Origin of the sequence: Paenibacillus sp. FSL R5-0914 (assembly GCF_038004525.1) — a bacterium.
In the GTDB taxonomy this organism is placed as follows: domain Bacteria; phylum Bacillota; class Bacilli; order Paenibacillales; family Paenibacillaceae; genus Paenibacillus_AQ.
The window spans coordinates 1806357-1822453 of record NZ_JBBORH010000001.1 but is presented as its reverse complement, the minus strand read 5'-3'; the positions used below and the strand labels follow the sequence as shown (position 1 = coordinate 1822453).

22 protein-coding genes are annotated in these 16097 nt (G+C 45.9%); 3 read left to right on the top strand and 19 right to left on the bottom strand.

The annotated features are described in order from the left end of the window. Window positions 1-24: 24 nt before the first annotated feature. From gatC to MKX60_RS07990, 13 genes are all read right to left on the bottom strand, one after another. Complete coding sequence (gene gatC, locus MKX60_RS08050; protein ID WP_042131015.1) at window positions 25-312, bottom strand: Asp-tRNA(Asn)/Glu-tRNA(Gln) amidotransferase subunit GatC; 288 nt, start codon at window positions 310-312, stop codon at window positions 25-27. Window positions 313-434: 122 nt separating this feature from the next. After that, window positions 435-818, bottom strand: a complete 384-nt coding sequence (locus tag MKX60_RS08045; protein ID WP_042131017.1) for a hypothetical protein — start codon at window positions 816-818, stop codon at window positions 435-437. A gap of 146 nt (window positions 819-964) precedes the next feature. Further along, entirely contained in the window at window positions 965-1735 is a 771-nt protein-coding gene (locus tag MKX60_RS08040; RefSeq protein WP_341059495.1) for an ABC transporter permease subunit, read from the bottom strand. Further along, the gene (locus tag MKX60_RS08035) at window positions 1732-2646 is read right to left on the bottom strand and encodes an ABC transporter ATP-binding protein (protein WP_341059494.1); all 915 of its coding nucleotides are present in this window, start codon (window positions 2644-2646) and stop codon (window positions 1732-1734) included. The genes MKX60_RS08040 and MKX60_RS08035 overlap by 4 nt, the downstream gene beginning before the upstream one ends. Then, the gene (locus MKX60_RS08030) at window positions 2646-2837 is read right to left on the bottom strand and encodes a PLDc N-terminal domain-containing protein (protein ID WP_036680175.1); all 192 of its coding nucleotides are present in this window, start codon (window positions 2835-2837) and stop codon (window positions 2646-2648) included. The genes MKX60_RS08035 and MKX60_RS08030 overlap by 1 nt, the downstream gene beginning before the upstream one ends. A 52-nt stretch (window positions 2838-2889) precedes the next feature. Further along, complete coding sequence (locus MKX60_RS08025) at window positions 2890-3105, bottom strand: hypothetical protein (protein WP_339267200.1); 216 nt, start codon at window positions 3103-3105, stop codon at window positions 2890-2892. After that, the gene (locus tag MKX60_RS08020) at window positions 3102-3437 is read right to left on the bottom strand and encodes a YxlC family protein (protein ID WP_341059493.1); all 336 of its coding nucleotides are present in this window, start codon (window positions 3435-3437) and stop codon (window positions 3102-3104) included. The genes MKX60_RS08025 and MKX60_RS08020 overlap by 4 nt, the downstream gene beginning before the upstream one ends. Further along, the gene (gene sigY, locus MKX60_RS08015) at window positions 3424-3969 is read right to left on the bottom strand and encodes an RNA polymerase sigma factor SigY (RefSeq protein WP_149644899.1); all 546 of its coding nucleotides are present in this window, start codon (window positions 3967-3969) and stop codon (window positions 3424-3426) included. Before sigY ends, MKX60_RS08020 begins: the two co-directional genes overlap by 14 nt. 75 nt (window positions 3970-4044) lie before the next feature. Continuing rightward, window positions 4045-4368, bottom strand: coding sequence for a hypothetical protein (locus tag MKX60_RS08010; protein ID WP_341059492.1), 324 nt, complete (start codon window positions 4366-4368; stop codon window positions 4045-4047). A gap of 186 nt (window positions 4369-4554) precedes the next feature. Then, window positions 4555-5187, bottom strand: a complete 633-nt coding sequence (locus tag MKX60_RS08005; protein WP_060625706.1) for an MBL fold metallo-hydrolase — start codon at window positions 5185-5187, stop codon at window positions 4555-4557. Between the two features lies 1 nt (window position 5188). Further along, the gene (locus MKX60_RS08000; RefSeq protein ID WP_042191823.1) at window positions 5189-5755 is read right to left on the bottom strand and encodes a thioredoxin family protein; all 567 of its coding nucleotides are present in this window, start codon (window positions 5753-5755) and stop codon (window positions 5189-5191) included. After that, window positions 5752-6366 (bottom strand): DedA family protein, encoded by a 615-nt coding sequence (locus MKX60_RS07995; RefSeq protein ID WP_042191826.1) that lies wholly within the window; start codon window positions 6364-6366, stop codon window positions 5752-5754. The genes MKX60_RS08000 and MKX60_RS07995 overlap by 4 nt, the downstream gene beginning before the upstream one ends. Before the next feature lie 356 nt (window positions 6367-6722). After that, on the bottom strand, window positions 6723-7481 hold the full coding sequence (locus MKX60_RS07990; protein ID WP_340972847.1) for an SDR family oxidoreductase: 759 nt from the start codon (window positions 7479-7481) through the stop codon (window positions 6723-6725). A gap of 217 nt (window positions 7482-7698) precedes the next feature. Between MKX60_RS07990 and MKX60_RS07985 the strand changes: the two genes are divergently transcribed. Both MKX60_RS07985 and MKX60_RS07980 read left to right on the top strand, forming a co-directional pair. Further along, entirely contained in the window at window positions 7699-8034 is a 336-nt protein-coding gene (locus tag MKX60_RS07985; protein ID WP_341059491.1) for an autorepressor SdpR family transcription factor, read from the top strand. 2 nt (window positions 8035-8036) lie between these two features. Beyond that, complete coding sequence (locus MKX60_RS07980) at window positions 8037-8690, top strand: SdpI family protein (RefSeq protein ID WP_341059490.1); 654 nt, start codon at window positions 8037-8039, stop codon at window positions 8688-8690. Here MKX60_RS07980 and MKX60_RS07975 read toward each other — a convergent pair. The 6 genes from MKX60_RS07975 to yyaC form a co-directional block, all read right to left on the bottom strand. Continuing rightward, entirely contained in the window at window positions 8679-10286 is a 1608-nt protein-coding gene (locus MKX60_RS07975) for an O-antigen ligase family protein (RefSeq protein ID WP_341060282.1), read from the bottom strand. The genes MKX60_RS07980 and MKX60_RS07975 overlap by 12 nt on opposite strands. Before the next feature lie 934 nt (window positions 10287-11220). Continuing rightward, complete coding sequence (locus tag MKX60_RS07970; RefSeq protein ID WP_076300657.1) at window positions 11221-12411, bottom strand: class I SAM-dependent methyltransferase; 1191 nt, start codon at window positions 12409-12411, stop codon at window positions 11221-11223. An 85-nt stretch (window positions 12412-12496) separates the two neighbouring features. Then, window positions 12497-13303 (bottom strand): PhzF family phenazine biosynthesis protein, encoded by an 807-nt coding sequence (locus MKX60_RS07965; RefSeq protein ID WP_042191832.1) that lies wholly within the window; start codon window positions 13301-13303, stop codon window positions 12497-12499. Then, window positions 13303-13974 carry a DUF6483 family protein gene (locus tag MKX60_RS07960; RefSeq protein WP_341059489.1) on the bottom strand — a complete coding sequence of 224 codons (672 nt, stop codon included), beginning with the start codon at window positions 13972-13974 and terminating at the stop codon, window positions 13303-13305. The genes MKX60_RS07965 and MKX60_RS07960 overlap by 1 nt, the downstream gene beginning before the upstream one ends. A 303-nt stretch (window positions 13975-14277) precedes the next feature. Then, complete coding sequence (locus MKX60_RS07955; protein ID WP_042191837.1) at window positions 14278-15084, bottom strand: alpha/beta fold hydrolase; 807 nt, start codon at window positions 15082-15084, stop codon at window positions 14278-14280. 90 nt (window positions 15085-15174) lie between these two features. Continuing rightward, window positions 15175-15702 carry a spore protease YyaC gene (yyaC, locus tag MKX60_RS07950; RefSeq protein ID WP_256716395.1) on the bottom strand — a complete coding sequence of 176 codons (528 nt, stop codon included), beginning with the start codon at window positions 15700-15702 and terminating at the stop codon, window positions 15175-15177. Window positions 15703-15846: 144 nt separating this feature from the next. Between yyaC and MKX60_RS07945 the strand changes: the two genes are divergently transcribed. Beyond that, window positions 15847-16071 (top strand): DUF1128 domain-containing protein, encoded by a 225-nt coding sequence (locus tag MKX60_RS07945; RefSeq protein ID WP_042191840.1) that lies wholly within the window; start codon window positions 15847-15849, stop codon window positions 16069-16071. Window positions 16072-16097 lie beyond the last annotated feature (26 nt).

Below are 16097 nucleotides of genomic sequence, written 5' to 3'. Positions count from 1 at the left end.
TCTTCCCCCTTTCTAATTATGTAGTTATTCCAAAACAGCTGGAACCTTGAAATGTCCGTCTTCATCATCCGGCGCGTTAAGAAGTGCTTCCTCTTGCGTTAGGCTTTCCTTCACAACATCATCACGCATCACATTACTGACCTGCAGTACATGCGTGGTCGGCTTCACATTCTCCGTATCTAGCTCATTCAACTTCTCAGCATATTGTAAAATAGCATTCATTTGTTCTGTAAAGGTTGCCTCTTCTTCCGGGCTCAATTGCAGACGAGCCAGCTTGGCCACATGCTGCACATCTTTAACGGTAATGCTCATAAGATAAATCCCTCCTGTTTAAAGGGCTAAAGCGCCCGGATAACGTTTTTAATTATATTGTAGAAGCTTGGACAATTCAATGATGGGGTTATAACAAAAAAGCCGGCTTTCGCCGGCCTTCCTTAAATCCAAGCTCTAAGATTCACTTGTTTGATGAAATCTGCTTGGGACATGCTTTCGGTTGACGTTGTTTCCGTCTCTTCTGTATCCATATCTTCACCGTTCATCAAATGATGGAACAGCTTCTCATTGTACGTGGACAAAGCATAATCAATTAACGCTTCATGCGTTGCTCTTTCAGCCTCAGCTACTAATAAATGTTCTTCCGCCTCAATGTCTTCAGCCGGAACATAAAAGTTCCTGTTGGCTTCCGGTACACGTATAACATAGTCAAACGCATTATCGGGATTGCGGTCGTAAGCAATTAGGTAGCCGTATTCCCCGATAGGAAGACTCTGCTCAAAAGCGTCCGCAACAATGACAATCTTTTCTCCTAAACGCAGCATCGCCCTACCTCCTGACCCCAAAATCTATCATGATTTTGCTTATTTCAACAGTCTACTAAAAAAAGATAGAACTGTCTAGCGGCAGGCCGGACGATCCTGAGAATTCTACTAAAATATACTATATTCGATACAGCACAGGATAATAATCAGTCGGGAAAGTTATTCTTCCTTGTCAAAAGCGAAGCCCCAACAAGGCAAATTATGATCAATACACCGGCAGAAAGATATGGACCTGCTCTAAAGCCCTCTCCAGCTGTAAGAATTCCTGCTGACAGCCCGGAAAGTCCTGCGGGTGTCCAGTCAAACCATGTAGGCAATAAGCTTAAGCCTAATGACGAGCCAGCCATTAACGCCAGTGCTAAAAATGCGGCTACTGGAGGTTTTAAAAAGGCACTAAACAACAACGTAGCCGAGACAGCACATAATAACCATAAACTATATACTCCAGAAGCTGCGATAACATCGCCCCAAGATAGTGAACCAATCAACTGCTCCGTGTAGTAAGCCGCGCCCGCCGCACCCAATCCAAGAGCTACGATCAACAGGGTCAGCTGCGCTGCCCATTTAGCGAACATTATTGCGGCCGGAGAAACCGGCCTTACCAGAATTAATTCCATAGTTCCGCTATAGCGCTCACCAGCTAAAACATTCATCGCGCCAAGCGCCAATACTAACATTCCGATCGTTCCGTACTGTCCCAGAGATTGCGCCATCACAGCTGCGGCACTCGGTATTTCATACCCCTCTAGCAGTCCTGGGGGAACATCACCTGAAGCTTTTAATATTTCCGGCAAATAATAAGTAGTTAACGGCTGCATAATGCCTAATATGATAAAAACGACAGGTATCCAGATTAACTTATAACTGCGAGTCATTTCGAGCATTTCTTTGCGATAAAGGACCCAGGCGCTTCTCATACTCCCACCACCTTCATAAATAAATCCTCTAACGTGGAAGAACCCGCTTCAAATTGCAGCAATGGAATTTCAAGCTGCGCCGCTTCTTGCAGAATCGTCCAACGAGCCATGTCTACATCGTTCACATTAAAAATGGCCTGATCTCCGAACAACTGAGTCTCTAGTACAAACGGTTTGGCAGCAAGAGACTCCAGCCACTGAATAGCTTTTTCTTGCTTCTCCGTACGTACACGAATAACAGGAAGGCTGTATTGTGAACGAAGCTGTGATAAAGACCCCTTCTCAGCAATCAAGCCCTGATTCATTAAAATAATATCATCACAAATTTCTTCTGCATCATGCAGCACATGTGTAGAAAAAACTACAGTTGTCTCTTCACGTATTTCCCGCATCAGTCCCATTACTTCTCTGCGACCAATCGGATCAAGTGCAGATACAGGCTCATCAAGCAATAGTAGACGAGGCCGATGCACAAGCGCCTGAGCCAGACCCAGCCGCTGCTTCATCCCGCCAGAGTATCCACCAATCCGGCGACGAGCATCACCTTTAAGCCCTACACGCTCAAGCGATTCCAATACCCTGCTGGTAGCGTCTTTAGTTCCCATTCCACTAAGCTTTGCAGCGAAAATAACATATTCATGTCCAGTCATCCACCCATAAAAAGCTGGAGACTGTGGCACATATCCTAATTCCCTGCGATATCCTGCTCCCGGACGGCTCCCCTCAAATGAAATCATTCCAGAGGTGGGTTCTAACAGCCCTGCCAGCATACGAAGTGTGGTCGTTTTCCCAGCACCGTTAGGCCCAAGTAAAGCGACGCACCGTCCTTTCTCAATTTCAAAGCTTATATCATTTACGGAAACATGCGCCCCATAGCTTTTGCGCAAATTCGTAACTTGAAGGAGTGACATCAGACATCTTTCCTTCCTATTGTGAAATAAGCTACGCTGCCTAATATATTTCCGCAAATAATGATAATAATCCACATCCATTTTGGACCACGAACGTTATCCGCTTTGGCCAGAGATATCAGTCCAATAATAGCAAGCAAAGCCTGCAGAATGATTAACGGCATGATTAAACCCCATTTTACCTCTTCCATGAAGTACCACTCCTTGTAATAGGATGAAAGGAACGAGCTTCTTACTAAAGCTTTACAACTGCTTCTTCCTTCTACGTCGGTCAGGAAGAATGACAACAAGTAAGTAGACTAATGCGGGTGACGGAACTGTAGTAATAGCCCACAGTCCCCAGAACCAAGCTTTTCTTCCGCGTCGTCTTGCGTCCCGGAACAGCAATGTCCCTTGCAGCAATAATGCTATCGCTATGCAAAACCATAACCATAGAGGCACATCCTGCAGCTCATTCATTCTTGCGCACCTTCTCTGTTCCTCCTGATCCTCGCTATTCCTAGAGCACTGAGTCCCGCAATAGGAATAAGCGCTTGAATAATCCAATAGATCATCGGTGCAGAACCGAGAATGGATAGAAATACACTGATCAGAATCAGCGATATGCCCCAGAATAACAGCAGCTCTTTACGTTCCATGCTCTTTCTATGCACAGAGGCATCAACTATTAACCTCTCCAGTTCCTGTAATGAAGGTGGTGTGATGTCATTATATTGTGCATCTAACCGGTCAAGCTCATCTGAAAGCTTATGCAAATACAACTCAGGCTCCTTATCTTTATCCTTCTCCATCCTCATTCAGCTCCTTTCGTAGTTGGTTAAGTCCAAGGGATACACGCGACTTGACTGTACCTGAAGGAACTCGCAGGATTTCGCCAATTTCGTCATAACTATAGCCATAGTAATGCTTCAGTAGCACGGCCACTCTTTGCGCAGAAGGTAATCTGGAGAGGGAATCCAGCACTTCACTCCACTCTTCCCCCCTGCTCTCAAATCGCCAACGAATCGAACGGATCCCCTGTTCCTGTTGCTCCCGCTGTTTCCATTCCGCTTCACGCTTCCAGCGCCGCTTTCGATCAATAAATATTCTGGTAGCAATTGTGATTAACCAAGAGGAAAAGGAAGAAGTTCCGTTATAGGTGTTGATCTTCTCCATACATCTGACCATGGTGTCCTGTACAAGATCCTCTGCCAGCAACGGGTCCATGGTCACCTTGATTAAATATTTGAATAAAAAAGTATAGTGTTCCCGCAGCAGTGAAGACAGTGCTGAAGTATCTCCCTGCTGTGCCCGTCTGATTCTCTCCAGCGACTGATCGCTCATCTGCCCCTCCATTCAAGATTTCGTTTCTATTTGTAGTACGAATATGTATTATGAATCGTTCATTCCACTCTATAATTATTTTTTGAGATCCCACAACTTACGCCGCCAGGGCTGAATTATCCCTTTCCTTGCCGGAAAATGCCAAAAAAGAGGCGTTCTTCTGAGCTCGCCTCCTGAAACCACTGGTACTCCCCCGTAAACCCCACAGGTCTCCTGAAGCAAGCCATTACGAAGTTCCTTATTTTCAAATTGTATGTCTCTACGTTCTATGGATGAACAAAAGCCACCCTTTCCTGAACACTCCGAAAAAAATCGGCAATTACTGCTGCAAAAATGGTTCCATTTCTCCTTGGAGTCATACCAACCGTAGTCCAGCGGGTAGTATATATTCTTCTCCATTCTACTTCCCTCCATGCTTTTAAGCCTATATGAAGACAAAAAAAAGAACGCAAACCGGGATTAATTCCGCAGTCTGCGTGCTTCGCGAGGTTAATGTTACATTTAATTAACCTCATTCTAGTCCTTTTGTAGTCTTTTGTCTATTAAAACTTCCTCGGTTTTTGTCGGTTCTACTAGAACCAACGTCTATTGAGGAACATAAGGGTTGCGAATCTTTTCAAATCCAATGGTTGTCCGTGGACCATGTCCTGGATAAACCTTCACTTCATCATCCATTTTGTATAGCTTGCCACGAATAGAATCGAACAGATCCCGTTCCCTACCACCAGGCAAATCTGTGCGCCCAACTCCCATTTTAAAGAGTACATCTCCGGAGAATAGATCATTTCCACAAAGGAAGCTTACACTGCCTGGAGAGTGACCAGGTGTATGGTACACACGGAAGGTGTGTCCAATGAACTGCAGAACTTGCCCTTCTGCCAGATCATATTCCGCAGGATCTGTAGCTAGAGGAGGTGACACCTCCGACCACATTAGTGAACCGTTCAGCTTGGGGCTGCTTAGCCATTCACTTTCAAGTGGATGTAAATAAACAGGACATTTCTTAGCTTTACGAATTTCGTCTACACCGCCCATATGATCAAAATGTGCATGTGTTAACAAAATAGCTTCGATTTCCATTCCTTCGATACTCCGCACTAATGCAGCAGGATTCATACCAGGATCTATGATGATACCCTTCGCAGGATCCGCACCTGTCAGTAAGTAGGCATTCGTTTGAAGCGGGCCCAGATTAAATGAACGTATATTTAGCATCAGTTTAGAATCCGGAAATCAGACTACGCAGTTCTTTTGCGATAACTGCCTGATATTCCGTTCCTTCCCCATAGGCTTGCCCCATGGCCTTACGTGCTTCTGCGATTTTGCTGTCGTAATCAGCGGCCTCACGGTCAGGATTCTCACGTTTGAACTCTCTCATTATACGCTGCACATGCTCTGGTCTAGGACCCCAATGTCCGAGCACATATCCTCCAGTGTCTGCAAAAATCACGACTGGGACAGATCTGCCACCCATGGTCAAGAAATCATCCATAAGCTCCGGATTCTCTTCCAAAATAAATACCTCTGTCTTCATTCCCGCCGTCTCCAGAATACGGAATACAGCAGGAACATTGCGTACTACGTCTCCACACCAATCCGCTGCTAGGATAAGTACTCGCAAATCGTCGCGATGGTTCAGACTTTCGAAATATTCCTTATCGCTCTCATCTTCCCAATTAAACTTCTCATACCAGGATTCAAAAGCCTGTTGATTCTTCGTCATACTTTCTACGAATTGGCGCGGTGTTAGGCCTTTTCCAAACTTTTGAGCTACATTCTGCTTCATTTTGTAGTCCCCTTTTTCTTGGATTTGTACCATTTAAACACAAAGTAAATGATGATCAGAGCGATCGCTACAAGTATAATTTCGTTGGTATACTTAGCTGCTACTTTGTCAATATCTTCCCATTTATTCCCCAAGGTCATACCCAGATATACAAACAGAGCACTCCATGGAATAACAGCAAGCGTAGTCAACAAAGTGAACTTACCTAAAGGCATTTTCGATATCCCAGCTGGAACGGAAATGGCATGACGAACAACCGGAATAAAACGAGCTGTAAAGATTACGCCAGTCCCGTACTTATTGAACCACTCTTCCGAATGGTCAATATGCTTCTTTTGAATGAAAATATATTTCCCGTATTTCTCCAAAACAGGTCTGCCACCATAACGGCCAATCCAATATACAAAAATCTGTGCAATGACTCCGCCGATCGTACCGAATAATACGGCGCCAAAAAAATTAATATCTCCACTCCATACTAAAAAGCCACCGAAAGCCAGTACAATTTCACTCGGAATAACTTCAATCATAAGTCCGATCATAATCCCAAAATAACCAAGACTCTGAATCCATTCAAACAATGTTGAGATCAGATCAGAAATAACATGCAACCGTACTCCTCCTCCCTTTTCCGCAGAATATGGCTATGTATCTAGCATAAACATCTTTGGCGTCTATATAAAGACGCTTAGCGTTTAAGCGAGAAATATAAGAACATAAAGTATAGATGCTAAACTTTTACTTTCTTATATTTTAAAAGCTCTGCCGCTCTGCTCTATTTTCCAGTTTCTCTTAGCCTATTCTAGCACAAGCAACCTTATCACATCTACTTACAGCGGCGAGGCCATTATCCTATATCGACCCTCTCTTAAAAAGAGTTAGAACGACCTGTATAACCAGAAAAGGTGTACACTTCCAGCAATGAAGATGGAAATGGACACCTGTTTGTCTAAAATGTAAAAGCTGTTTAATAAGCGGTCCATCCGGCATCCGCCGTTATTACCGTTCCATTCACGAAGCTCGCAGCTTCTGAAGCCAGGAATAAAGCTATCGATGCGATCTCGCTGCTTTCCCCTGTTCGCGGCATGGACGCCATACCATCTCCTGCCTTTTGACTACCAAAAGCACTCGGATTAGACAAATCAATATTCGTCTTTACCCCACCTGGTGCTATAGCATTACAGCGAATTCCAAGCTTCGAGTACTGATACCCTACATTTTTAGTCATACCGATGACAGCGTGCTTGGAGGCAGTATAGGCCACTCCTGCACGTGATCCCTCTAAGCCGCCGATCGATGCTACATTGATGATACATCCACCTTCTTGTGCCATGAAAATCGGTAAGACCTTACGAATGGCTCTCATGGGTCCGGTGACGTTCACTGCAATTACGTTCTCCCATAAGTCGTCTGTGATTTCATGAGCCGGGGTCATTTTATCCATGATCCCCGCATTATTAACGAGAATATGAAGTCCACCAAATTGTGTACTTGCGGCATCAATCATTCGCTGAGTATCCTCTTCCTTCGAAACGTCTGCCTTTACAGGATACACCACCCCGTTGCCATGACCTTGTTCTGCCTTCTTGGCCACCGCTTCAACATCCCCCAGATGGATGTCCGCAGCAATAACCTTAGCCCCTTGCTGGGCAAAAAGAAGAGCAATTGCTTCCCCAATCCCAGAACCCGCACCTGTAACAACTGCAACCTTATTCGTCAGCATCATATATCCTCTCCTCCGCTTCTATGTTTCGAACCATTCATCGAATACTTGCCCACAGTTAGTATTAGCAAGGGCATAGCCGCAAACGCCGGTAAATCCAAAGATTCGGTGACAATTTCTTTCTCAATCAAAATGAGGAGAATACGCATTGACAGATAAGAATAAGAATGGTTATTATATATTTAGATAATTACCTAAATATCGAAATGGTGGGTGGAATATGAATGAGTCTTTCAAAGCACTAGCTGACCCTACCCGTCGCCAAATCATTCGGTTACTAAGGGAGAAGGACCGAACCGCAGGTGAAATTGCTGATTTTTTCAACATGTCAAAACCAAGCATTTCTCACCATCTGAATGCACTGAAGCATGCCGATCTCGTACAGGATGAACGCAAAGGTCAATTCATTATGTATTCATTAAATACGACGGTTCTCGAAGAGGTTCTTGGCTGGTTGCTCGAGCTTACACGTACGGGAAAGCAAACGGAGACGGAAAGCAAATCACTGGACGGAAAACAAAGCCGTGGTATGGATTCTGAGAAGGAGGCTGATTGAAGATGAATGATTTTAAATGGAGATGGCAAGATACACTGATTGTGATATTAGGTTTAGCTTCATTAGCTTATGCTTTAATCAATTATGGCAAGCTGCCACAGGAGCTGCCCGCGCAGTGGGGAATTTCGGGTAAAGTCAACCGGTATTGGGATAAAAACATAGCTATTTTTATGTTCGGAATCCTGGGTATTGTGCTTCCGCTGATCATGCAATTCACACGTAGCATCGATCCTAAACGGGAAAATTATAAGAAGTTCGAAAATGCCTATGCTATGAGCAGACTCGCCATTGGGGTGCTTTTTAATCTCATGCTCGTGCTCACGGTTGCTTACGGTCTGGGTAAAGATATTAATGTGGGCAAAATTGCTATAGGAGCCCTAGGAGTGATGTTTATTGCGCTCGGCAACTACATGCCACAGGTAAAAGATAATTATTTGTTCGGTGTTCGCACAGCATGGACGCTCTCTAGCCCAGAGGTGTGGCGAAAAACACATCGTCTTTCCGGAAGAATGTGGATGATCGGCGGGTTGCTTATTTTTGGGGGAGCCTTTTTGAGCGGCGTCTTGTCTCAGACCCTTATTATTACAGCTCTTGTACTTGTTATTCTCGTTCCTGTTCTATACTCTTGGATCATTTCACGTCAGTTAAAATCGTGAAGCCAATACACTAAGCCGTCGACTCAGGTCGTCGGCTTGTTCTGTTATTTGGAACTTCCGGTCATTATGCTGCTCACCTTTACTTGCCTCGTATTCTGCCAACACTCTATACTCCCGCAGAAGCTCGTTCCCTGAGGCAATACAGCTTATGACCTCCATTCGATTCCCTTCCGCTAACTTCTTCCGGCCCATCATAAGCATGCCTTCAATCCCTTTGACCCACTTAACAGAGTTGTATTTATCGAGCTTAATACTTCGGCGTATCCAATATAATGCAGCTCCCGGATCATCACTGTATATCCATCGTCTAGCCATTTCCCAGTTTAAACTTGCATTCTCCGGAGAATATTGCAAACTCTGCTGGAGTATACTCACGCTTTGTTCACCCGTAAGTAGCCTGGATAATGCTACAGCTGTTTTAGGAGACTGGGGATTCCACGCTAGTGATTGCTCTAGCAAATCTACCTTCACCGAGGGATCAACCGTCTGAACTGCTTGCCGGTAGTACCTCTCTCCTTGTGTGGCGTGAAGGGACAATACAGATAGCATGAGACAAAGGCAGCAGGCGACAGTGATGAATAGTCGGCGGGAATATGGGGGTGACATGCTCGCGAATGCAGGGATAGGGGCGCTGAGGTTCGCGGATGCGAAATGAGTGGTGAACAAACTTATGGACGTAAAGCGGGTATTCGCAGATTGATGTTTCTGCTCATATTCAGACAGGGCAAGTGCTGGCAGCCAAAAAAGCAGCAGCCAGATTAATCCGTAGCTCCAGTCAAAATCGACTGCGCTATGCATAACGATAACCAAAAATGGCGGCAGCAGACGCGGCGATCTCTTAGCCAGCAGCCAGCCTGCTGCTAGCAGCATAAGCAGTATGGCTGCCAGGCCGACAAATCCTAGGTTCAACAGGATGTCGAGATAACCGCTATGCACTTGGCTGCCAACATAAGGGCGAGATTGGGCGGCGAGGTATGAACTCCGCCAAGTCTCGCCCCCGCGCCCCAGCCAAGGTGCCTCTACCGCCAGCCGCCAGGCGTCGCGGTAGAACAGACCACGCGCGGATACCGTCGATGACGGTCCGGTGATCCGCTCGCGCACGTGCAGGAGGACGACGGTGCCCGCCGCCGTCCAACCTGCTGCCGCCAATGCCAGCATGGTGGCTCGGGCACTGCCCGCCGCGCTGCGCTGGCGGCGGCACAGCCATAGGCCGGCTAGCAACGCGCCGGCCCAAAGCCCGGCCAGCAACAGCAGGCCGGGCAAAGGCTCTACCGCCAACCCGGCACGGGCCAGTTGGCGGTAGAGCAGCGCCGCGGCGACCACGGGCGCGGTGCCAGCGGCAAGAAGCGGCGCGATGAGCTGCCGCTTCCAGAGCAAGACGGCGGCGCAGGCGCAAGCCGCCGTCAGCCACGCGCCGCGCGACTCGCTGAGGAGCAGCGCCGCGGCGTACGGGAACAGCGGCAGCAAGCGCAGCAGCGCGGCGGCCGTGCTTCGCGGTTCTCGCCGTTCCAATCTATCGCATCTATCCACACTCTTCTGAGGTCTTTCATAATAAGCAGCGACAGCAAACAGCCGCTCCAGTAGAAAAACAGCCATCACAGCACCAAAGGCATTAGGATATTCCATCACCCCTGCTAATCTGGCACCTGTAATGCTTACTTCCGATGAATTGCTGTAGGCTATAGCGAAAGGTAACTCTACCACCCCGCACACTGCCAGCAAAGCACTTATGCTTAAGAATATGCCCAAAATAGACCACGCAGCAATGATAAGCTGACGCCCCACCCGATTCAACGCGCAAAAACAAACCAAAAATGCAAAGCTAGCATACAAGCCCCACCGTAATATTTCATTCATTGTTCCCTGTGCCGAAAGAGGATCTCTTAGCCAATGAATCTGATAGAGTGATAGAACTATTAAAGGTGCAGTCAACATTATTTTCAAAGCTCTACGTACTCCACTTGCTCCCCCTGTGCTACTTCTCCACTTGCCTACTCCAATGTACAAATAAAGCAAAGCCACAGAACACATCACAAACCATAGGGTCAGAAAGAGGTACATCTCCTCTGTAAAAAAAAATCCACGCAGCAAACAAGCTCCTACTCCGGCTGCGATGACTAAGGCTGCACTAAAATATACGATTATTGAATCCAGACTCCGCTCTCTGTTAACGCTCCCCATTTAGATACCCCTATATTCGTTAAGTTATCTCTATCCTTTCCACATTTCCCCTTCGCAAAACTAGAATGCAAAAAGGACGATACCTCTCCACGAAGGAGCTGTACCGTCCCAATTCTCATCAAAAAAGCTATATAGAAGCAAAAAGTACAACTAACCTCTGATATTCGTTACTGCATCCTAGTGTAATTGCATAATGTACAACTATTTTTCGAGAATTCCGCCATATGCGGAGAATTGTTCATTTTTAAGTGTACAGAGTACAATTAAGTCCAAAAAAAGCATCTTCAAAGCATATATAGCTGCACAAAATACAACTAAAGCAACTTACCGCTCCTAAAATGCCGTGCTATTATCCCTCCACCGAAATTTCACTCGGAAGCAGGTCAGCACATACGCGCTCAAGGTAAGGTTTCGCCCCTATAAAATCACGGAATGCGGTGTATTCACGCCATTTGACGGAGTTATCACCACCCGAGCTTTTAACGGCGCGGATTAAAATATTCTTCGGTGTATTCTCCATATCGATGAATTCCAGCAGCTGGCTGCTATAACCCATCATATCGAGCAATTTGGCACGGATAGCATCCGTAGCCAAGGCAGAGAAACGTTCCTTAAGTATCCCATGTGAAAGCATCGGACTCATTACTTCATTCTCAATCTGCGCGAACAATTCATGCTGACAGCAAGGCACAGACAAAATGACGGAGGCGCCCCAACGTACTGCTTTTTCGAGTGCAGCATCTGTAGCTGTGTCACAAGCATGAAGCGTTATAACCATATCTACCTGATCCAGCTCATCGTACTCGGCAATGTCACCCACAAGGAACTTCAGGTGATCATAACCGATTTTCGCAGCAAGCTCATTACAATGCTCAATTACATCCGCTTTCAAATCAAGTCCAATAATATTAAGCTCCCGCTTCTTGCGGACGGTCAGATAGTGATAAAGAGCAAAGGTCAAATACGATTTACCACAGCCAAAATCAACAATCGTTAATGGCCGTCCCGTTGGCAGATCGGCAAGCACATCCTCAACCATCTCCAAGAAACGGTTGATCTGCCGGAACTTATCGTATCGCTTGGCCAGCACTTTTCCTTCTCTGTTCATTATGCCAAGCTCCACAAGAAATGGCACAGGTTCTCCATCCTCCAGCACATAACGCTTGCGGCGGTTGTGTGCTAGATCCGGCTCTTCTTTTTTACTTGGAGACTTGGTAAGGATGGATACTTTGAATTTCTTGCTAATCAGCACCTGATAATCCGCTTCCACCGTGCATAACAAGCCTTGGCGATATGATTCTCTAAATAAAAGAGTCATGTCCTCCGCTGCTAATTCTGCCGGTACGTTGCGATGTTCAACCTTTGTACCAATATAGGACGCAAACTGATAATGCAACTTACCTTTTAGTTCGACAGGTTTAATCTGTACCTTCGTACAGGTCTCCCCTTTGTTACGTACTTGGCTTAAGGTAGCCATAATCAAGGTACGGTCATTAATCAGTTGTTCAATAAGAGCTTTTAAAGATTCCACAACGCACATCTCACTTTCGGGATTAAAAATGGAGAATCATTGTCTCCTAACCATCATCGTTCCATTATATCACGGCTCTACAAGAGTTATCCTATCAGGGCTTCACATGCAGCTCTCCACTAACAATAGTTATTGCTCGGCCAGACATCTTAATTTGATCTTTGCTTACCTCAAGTTGAAGTAAGCCTCCTCGTTCGGAAGCTTGATAAGCGGTCAACTGCGTACGGTTAAGTCGACTAGCCCAGAAAGGTGCTAGCGCAGTATGTGCTGAGCCTGTGACCGGATCCTCATTTACCCCCATCTTCGGTGCAAAGAACCGTGACACACAATCAATGCCTTCGATGGAGCTTTCTGCAGTAACCGCAAAGGCTCGCTCTTCAAGCCGGGATAAAGCCCCGAAGTCTGGGCTAAGTTCGCGAACTAGGGATTCCTGATCGAGCCGTACAAGTACATTGTCAGCATAGAGCATAGTTTCTACCACATTTTCTTCTGTAATACCAAGCGCTTCTATAAGAGCCGGAATTGTAGGAGAAGACTTAAGCTCATAAGGCGGGAAGTACAGTGAGATGAGGTCATCCGCACGAGAAGCTCTAAGCAACCCACTGCGTGTATAAAATCTAGCTTCCACCTCTGGATCCAGCAATCCCACCTCCCATAATATATGTGCACTCGCTAGAGTAGCATGGCCACATAAATTAACCTCAACCTTGGGCGTGAACCAGCGCAGACGATATCCATCATTCTCCGGCCAGAGAAATGCCGTCTCTGACAAGTTCATTTCTGCTGCTGTCTTAAGCATAAATGCCTCGTCGACTGGATGCTTCAGCAAGCATACTGCTGCCGGGTTTCCTGAATATGCTTTTCCTGCAAAGGCATCGATAATAAATAAGGGGGTATTCATTAGGCTTCCGACTCCCTTCGAACTTCTGTGATCCGGTGCCACTCTTTCCATCCTTGTTCCACTTCATGGATAGGAAGCGAACCTTGTTCCAATTCTTCCGGTGATTTAAGCAGCAGCCGTCTGTACAATTCATCACCTTCCAGTGAGACATCTTCTCCCTGCTCCCATAGTCGATACAGACTGTCCTCCGCTTTACTATAATGTCCGATTGACTCCATATAATCTAGAAGCAGCCGTTCCGTCTTGGCTGGAAGCCGATACGCTTTGACTTCCTCCAGAAGTTCATTAATATCCTCCGTCATCTGCAGCATTTCTCGATCAGCGCCGTGCAAATCTGCGTACAAATATAAATGCAGTGCTCTCATACTTCTGAATAGTGCCGCGTCATGATCGCCTTTTGCAGCATAAATGCTGCCCTCTTCCTTAAGCAGCTTAGCTACACCTTGAAGCTTATCTGACTCCAATACACCGTTAAACCGGAACATATCTATAATATCTTCTACAGATAGTGAATTTAAAAGACGTGAGTTCAGCGGAAAATGTCGGTTCAATAGCTCATCAATTTCCCATAAGGCTTCCGTTGTCTTTCGCTCTTGCTTCAGCGTTAGAACCTTGGCAACCATCGCCGTCATATCTTCGATCATTCGGACAATATAGTCTCTTCGGAACATGAACTTCCCCCTTTTCCATACTGTAACTGTGAAGCTTTTGTATCTAGGTATTATATGTGTTTTATTCATTTATCTTAAACCATTGCACTACGCTATGCCACTAAAGCAATTACGGGAAAAATAATGACTAGAATCCTTCTACTTATTGACATGAAATGCCGTTCCTCATTGGCGGCGTAACAACCATAGCTATCTTTGCCGGATTGGTAATCCGTAAGTTTCAAATAGTCTCCTAAAAAAGAGGCAGCCCACGCCAGTTACTTTGACGCGGAGCTGCCTCTTTTTGAATTATTATTTCAGCGATCACGAATGGCTGTTAATACTAACCGTAGCTTGGGTGAATTCCTTGATAACCTCAGCTAACCGTTCAGGAGCTTCAAAGAGGCTCATGTGGCCCGCTCCAGAAATCGTAGCTTGCGTTATATTTGGTTTATCCGAAGTAAAGGTGCGCTCCGCAGGAATCAGTTCATCCTGCTCGCCAGCAACAAGTAGTACCGGCAACGTGGTAGCTGTGATCACATCACGCCGATCCGGACGCTCGCGCATCGCCAGCGCAGCTCCCGCTGCTCCTTGTGGAGGCGTTTTGTAACCAATTTCTTTAGCTCGCTCCAGCAGCTGCGGTGATGCAGAAGCGGTTGCTTTAGCAAAAATTCCTGGGACGAAGCTGTCCACAAAAGGAGTAATGCCTTCATTTTGAATCCTGCTGACACTTTTCAATCGATTCTCCCGAGCTTCTTCACTATCCGGATATGCAGTAGAATGGATTAATCCGAAGCCCTTCAATCGAGAGGCATACCGCTGCGCGAACGAAAGTGTAATATACCCACCAAGAGAATGTCCCAGCATGGTGCATTCAGAAATTTCTAGTGTATCTAACAAGCCCAGAACATCGTCTGCCATTTGTTCAATAGTATAGGGGCCTAGTGGAGCCTCTGAAGCTCCATGACCACGTAAATCGGGAGCAATCACTCGGTAGTCGCTGCTTAAGATGGGAATGATTTGTTCCCAGTATTCAGCACTTCCGCAAAAGCCATGCAGTAATACAATAACCTCGCCTTTCCCCTGATCACTGTAGCAAATATTGCTTCCGTCACAACGTACTCTTTCCATGGCTGCTTCCCTCTTTCCAAATTACTAAGATATATTAACTAATATCTATTATTAAGCAAAACAGCTCTCCTTGAAACCAGCATCCTATTCTTAACGCCCAATTCCAAACCCTTTTGCTGCTGCGGCGGCAATTTGTTCAGCCATAACCATAACTCTATGTAGTGGAGTCGTCTGCAGCGTCCGATAGGGCTTGGGACCGTTGATATCTACAATCGCCGCCAAGCTATAATGCCCCACTGCGGGAAGGCATACCCCCACCGATTGTGCTGGCTGAAGCGGCTCATTCGAAACGAAGTAATATCCAAGAGCTATTGGAGGTCCTAGGCAAGCATCCACAGCAATAATGATATGCTCAGATGGAATCTCAGCGACTCTGGCCACCAAATTATCTGCATCGCAAGGAGATGGCAACGTACCGATTACGTGCGGAAAGCCATATTCCAGAAGTTTGCTGCCTGTTAGTGGACCGAGAGCATCACCTGTAGATCGATCCGTTCCGATACACAGAAAGGTAACTTTCTTAGCTGAATGTAGCGCTGCAATTTCCATAAAAAAGGACACCAATCCTACATCGTCCATTTTGCTTCGTTTACTGCTTCCCTGTTCTCTAATTGCCAATACCTTTCCTCCCTTCGACGATATTTTTGATTTCATGCCTTTAATTTAACATGATTTCTGTGAGCCCGACAAAAAAATGGTGATCAAGCTCACAATCATGGTAAAATACATGAATCAGTGTACAGAAAGGATGTTAATAACCCTATGGATTTAACACAACCTAGTCAGGAAAATGTTGAATATATGATCGAGGCCATCAAGAACAAACTGAAGATGGCAAGTGCTGCTGCAATGCAAGCCTCCGCTTTTTCAGTAGATAAATATGAAGATATCTTCGATGTCTATGAGGTAGCCATGGGCAGTGATAGACTCAGTATTTCTCAGGTGGAAGCGCTCGTCTCCGAACTCGGCCGTCTACGTCAGAAATAATTGTTCTTCGTTTACAAAAGGAGCCC

Excerpts from the sequence above, each read along its gene's own strand:
- MKX60_RS07955 (WP_042191837.1), bottom strand. The coding sequence starts at position 15,084 with ATGGAAAGAGTACGTTGTGACGGAAGCAATATTTGCTACAGTGATCAG.
- MKX60_RS08035 (WP_341059494.1), bottom strand. The coding sequence starts at position 2,646 with ATGTCACTCCTTCAAGTTACGAATTTGCGCAAAAGCTATGGGGCGCAT.
- MKX60_RS07960 (WP_341059489.1), bottom strand. The coding sequence starts at position 13,974 with ATGTTCCGAAGAGACTATATTGTCCGAATGATCGAAGATATGACGGCG.
- MKX60_RS07945 (WP_042191840.1), top strand. The coding sequence starts at position 15,847 with ATGGATTTAACACAACCTAGTCAGGAAAATGTTGAATATATGATCGAG.
- MKX60_RS07970 (WP_076300657.1), bottom strand. The coding sequence starts at position 12,411 with ATGTGCGTTGTGGAATCTTTAAAAGCTCTTATTGAACAACTGATTAAT.
- MKX60_RS08020 (WP_341059493.1), bottom strand. The coding sequence starts at position 3,437 with ATGGAGAAGGATAAAGATAAGGAGCCTGAGTTGTATTTGCATAAGCTT.
- MKX60_RS08025 (WP_339267200.1), bottom strand. The coding sequence starts at position 3,105 with ATGAATGAGCTGCAGGATGTGCCTCTATGGTTATGGTTTTGCATAGCG.
- MKX60_RS08010 (WP_341059492.1), bottom strand. The coding sequence starts at position 4,368 with ATGGAGAAGAATATATACTACCCGCTGGACTACGGTTGGTATGACTCC.
- MKX60_RS07980 (WP_341059490.1), top strand. The coding sequence starts at position 8,037 with ATGAATGATTTTAAATGGAGATGGCAAGATACACTGATTGTGATATTA.
- MKX60_RS07985 (WP_341059491.1), top strand. The coding sequence starts at position 7,699 with ATGAATGAGTCTTTCAAAGCACTAGCTGACCCTACCCGTCGCCAAATC.
- MKX60_RS08045 (WP_042131017.1), bottom strand. The coding sequence starts at position 818 with ATGCTGCGTTTAGGAGAAAAGATTGTCATTGTTGCGGACGCTTTTGAG.
- gatC (WP_042131015.1), bottom strand. The coding sequence starts at position 312 with ATGAGCATTACCGTTAAAGATGTGCAGCATGTGGCCAAGCTGGCTCGT.
- MKX60_RS07975 (WP_341060282.1), bottom strand. The coding sequence starts at position 10,286 with ATGGCTGTTTTTCTACTGGAGCGGCTGTTTGCTGTCGCTGCTTATTAT.
- MKX60_RS07990 (WP_340972847.1), bottom strand. The coding sequence starts at position 7,481 with ATGATGCTGACGAATAAGGTTGCAGTTGTTACAGGTGCGGGTTCTGGG.
- MKX60_RS08040 (WP_341059495.1), bottom strand. The coding sequence starts at position 1,735 with ATGAGAAGCGCCTGGGTCCTTTATCGCAAAGAAATGCTCGAAATGACT.
- MKX60_RS08000 (WP_042191823.1), bottom strand. The coding sequence starts at position 5,755 with ATGAAGCAGAATGTAGCTCAAAAGTTTGGAAAAGGCCTAACACCGCGC.
- MKX60_RS07965 (WP_042191832.1), bottom strand. The coding sequence starts at position 13,303 with ATGAATACCCCCTTATTTATTATCGATGCCTTTGCAGGAAAAGCATAT.
- sigY (WP_149644899.1), bottom strand. The coding sequence starts at position 3,969 with ATGAGCGATCAGTCGCTGGAGAGAATCAGACGGGCACAGCAGGGAGAT.
- MKX60_RS08030 (WP_036680175.1), bottom strand. The coding sequence starts at position 2,837 with ATGGAAGAGGTAAAATGGGGTTTAATCATGCCGTTAATCATTCTGCAG.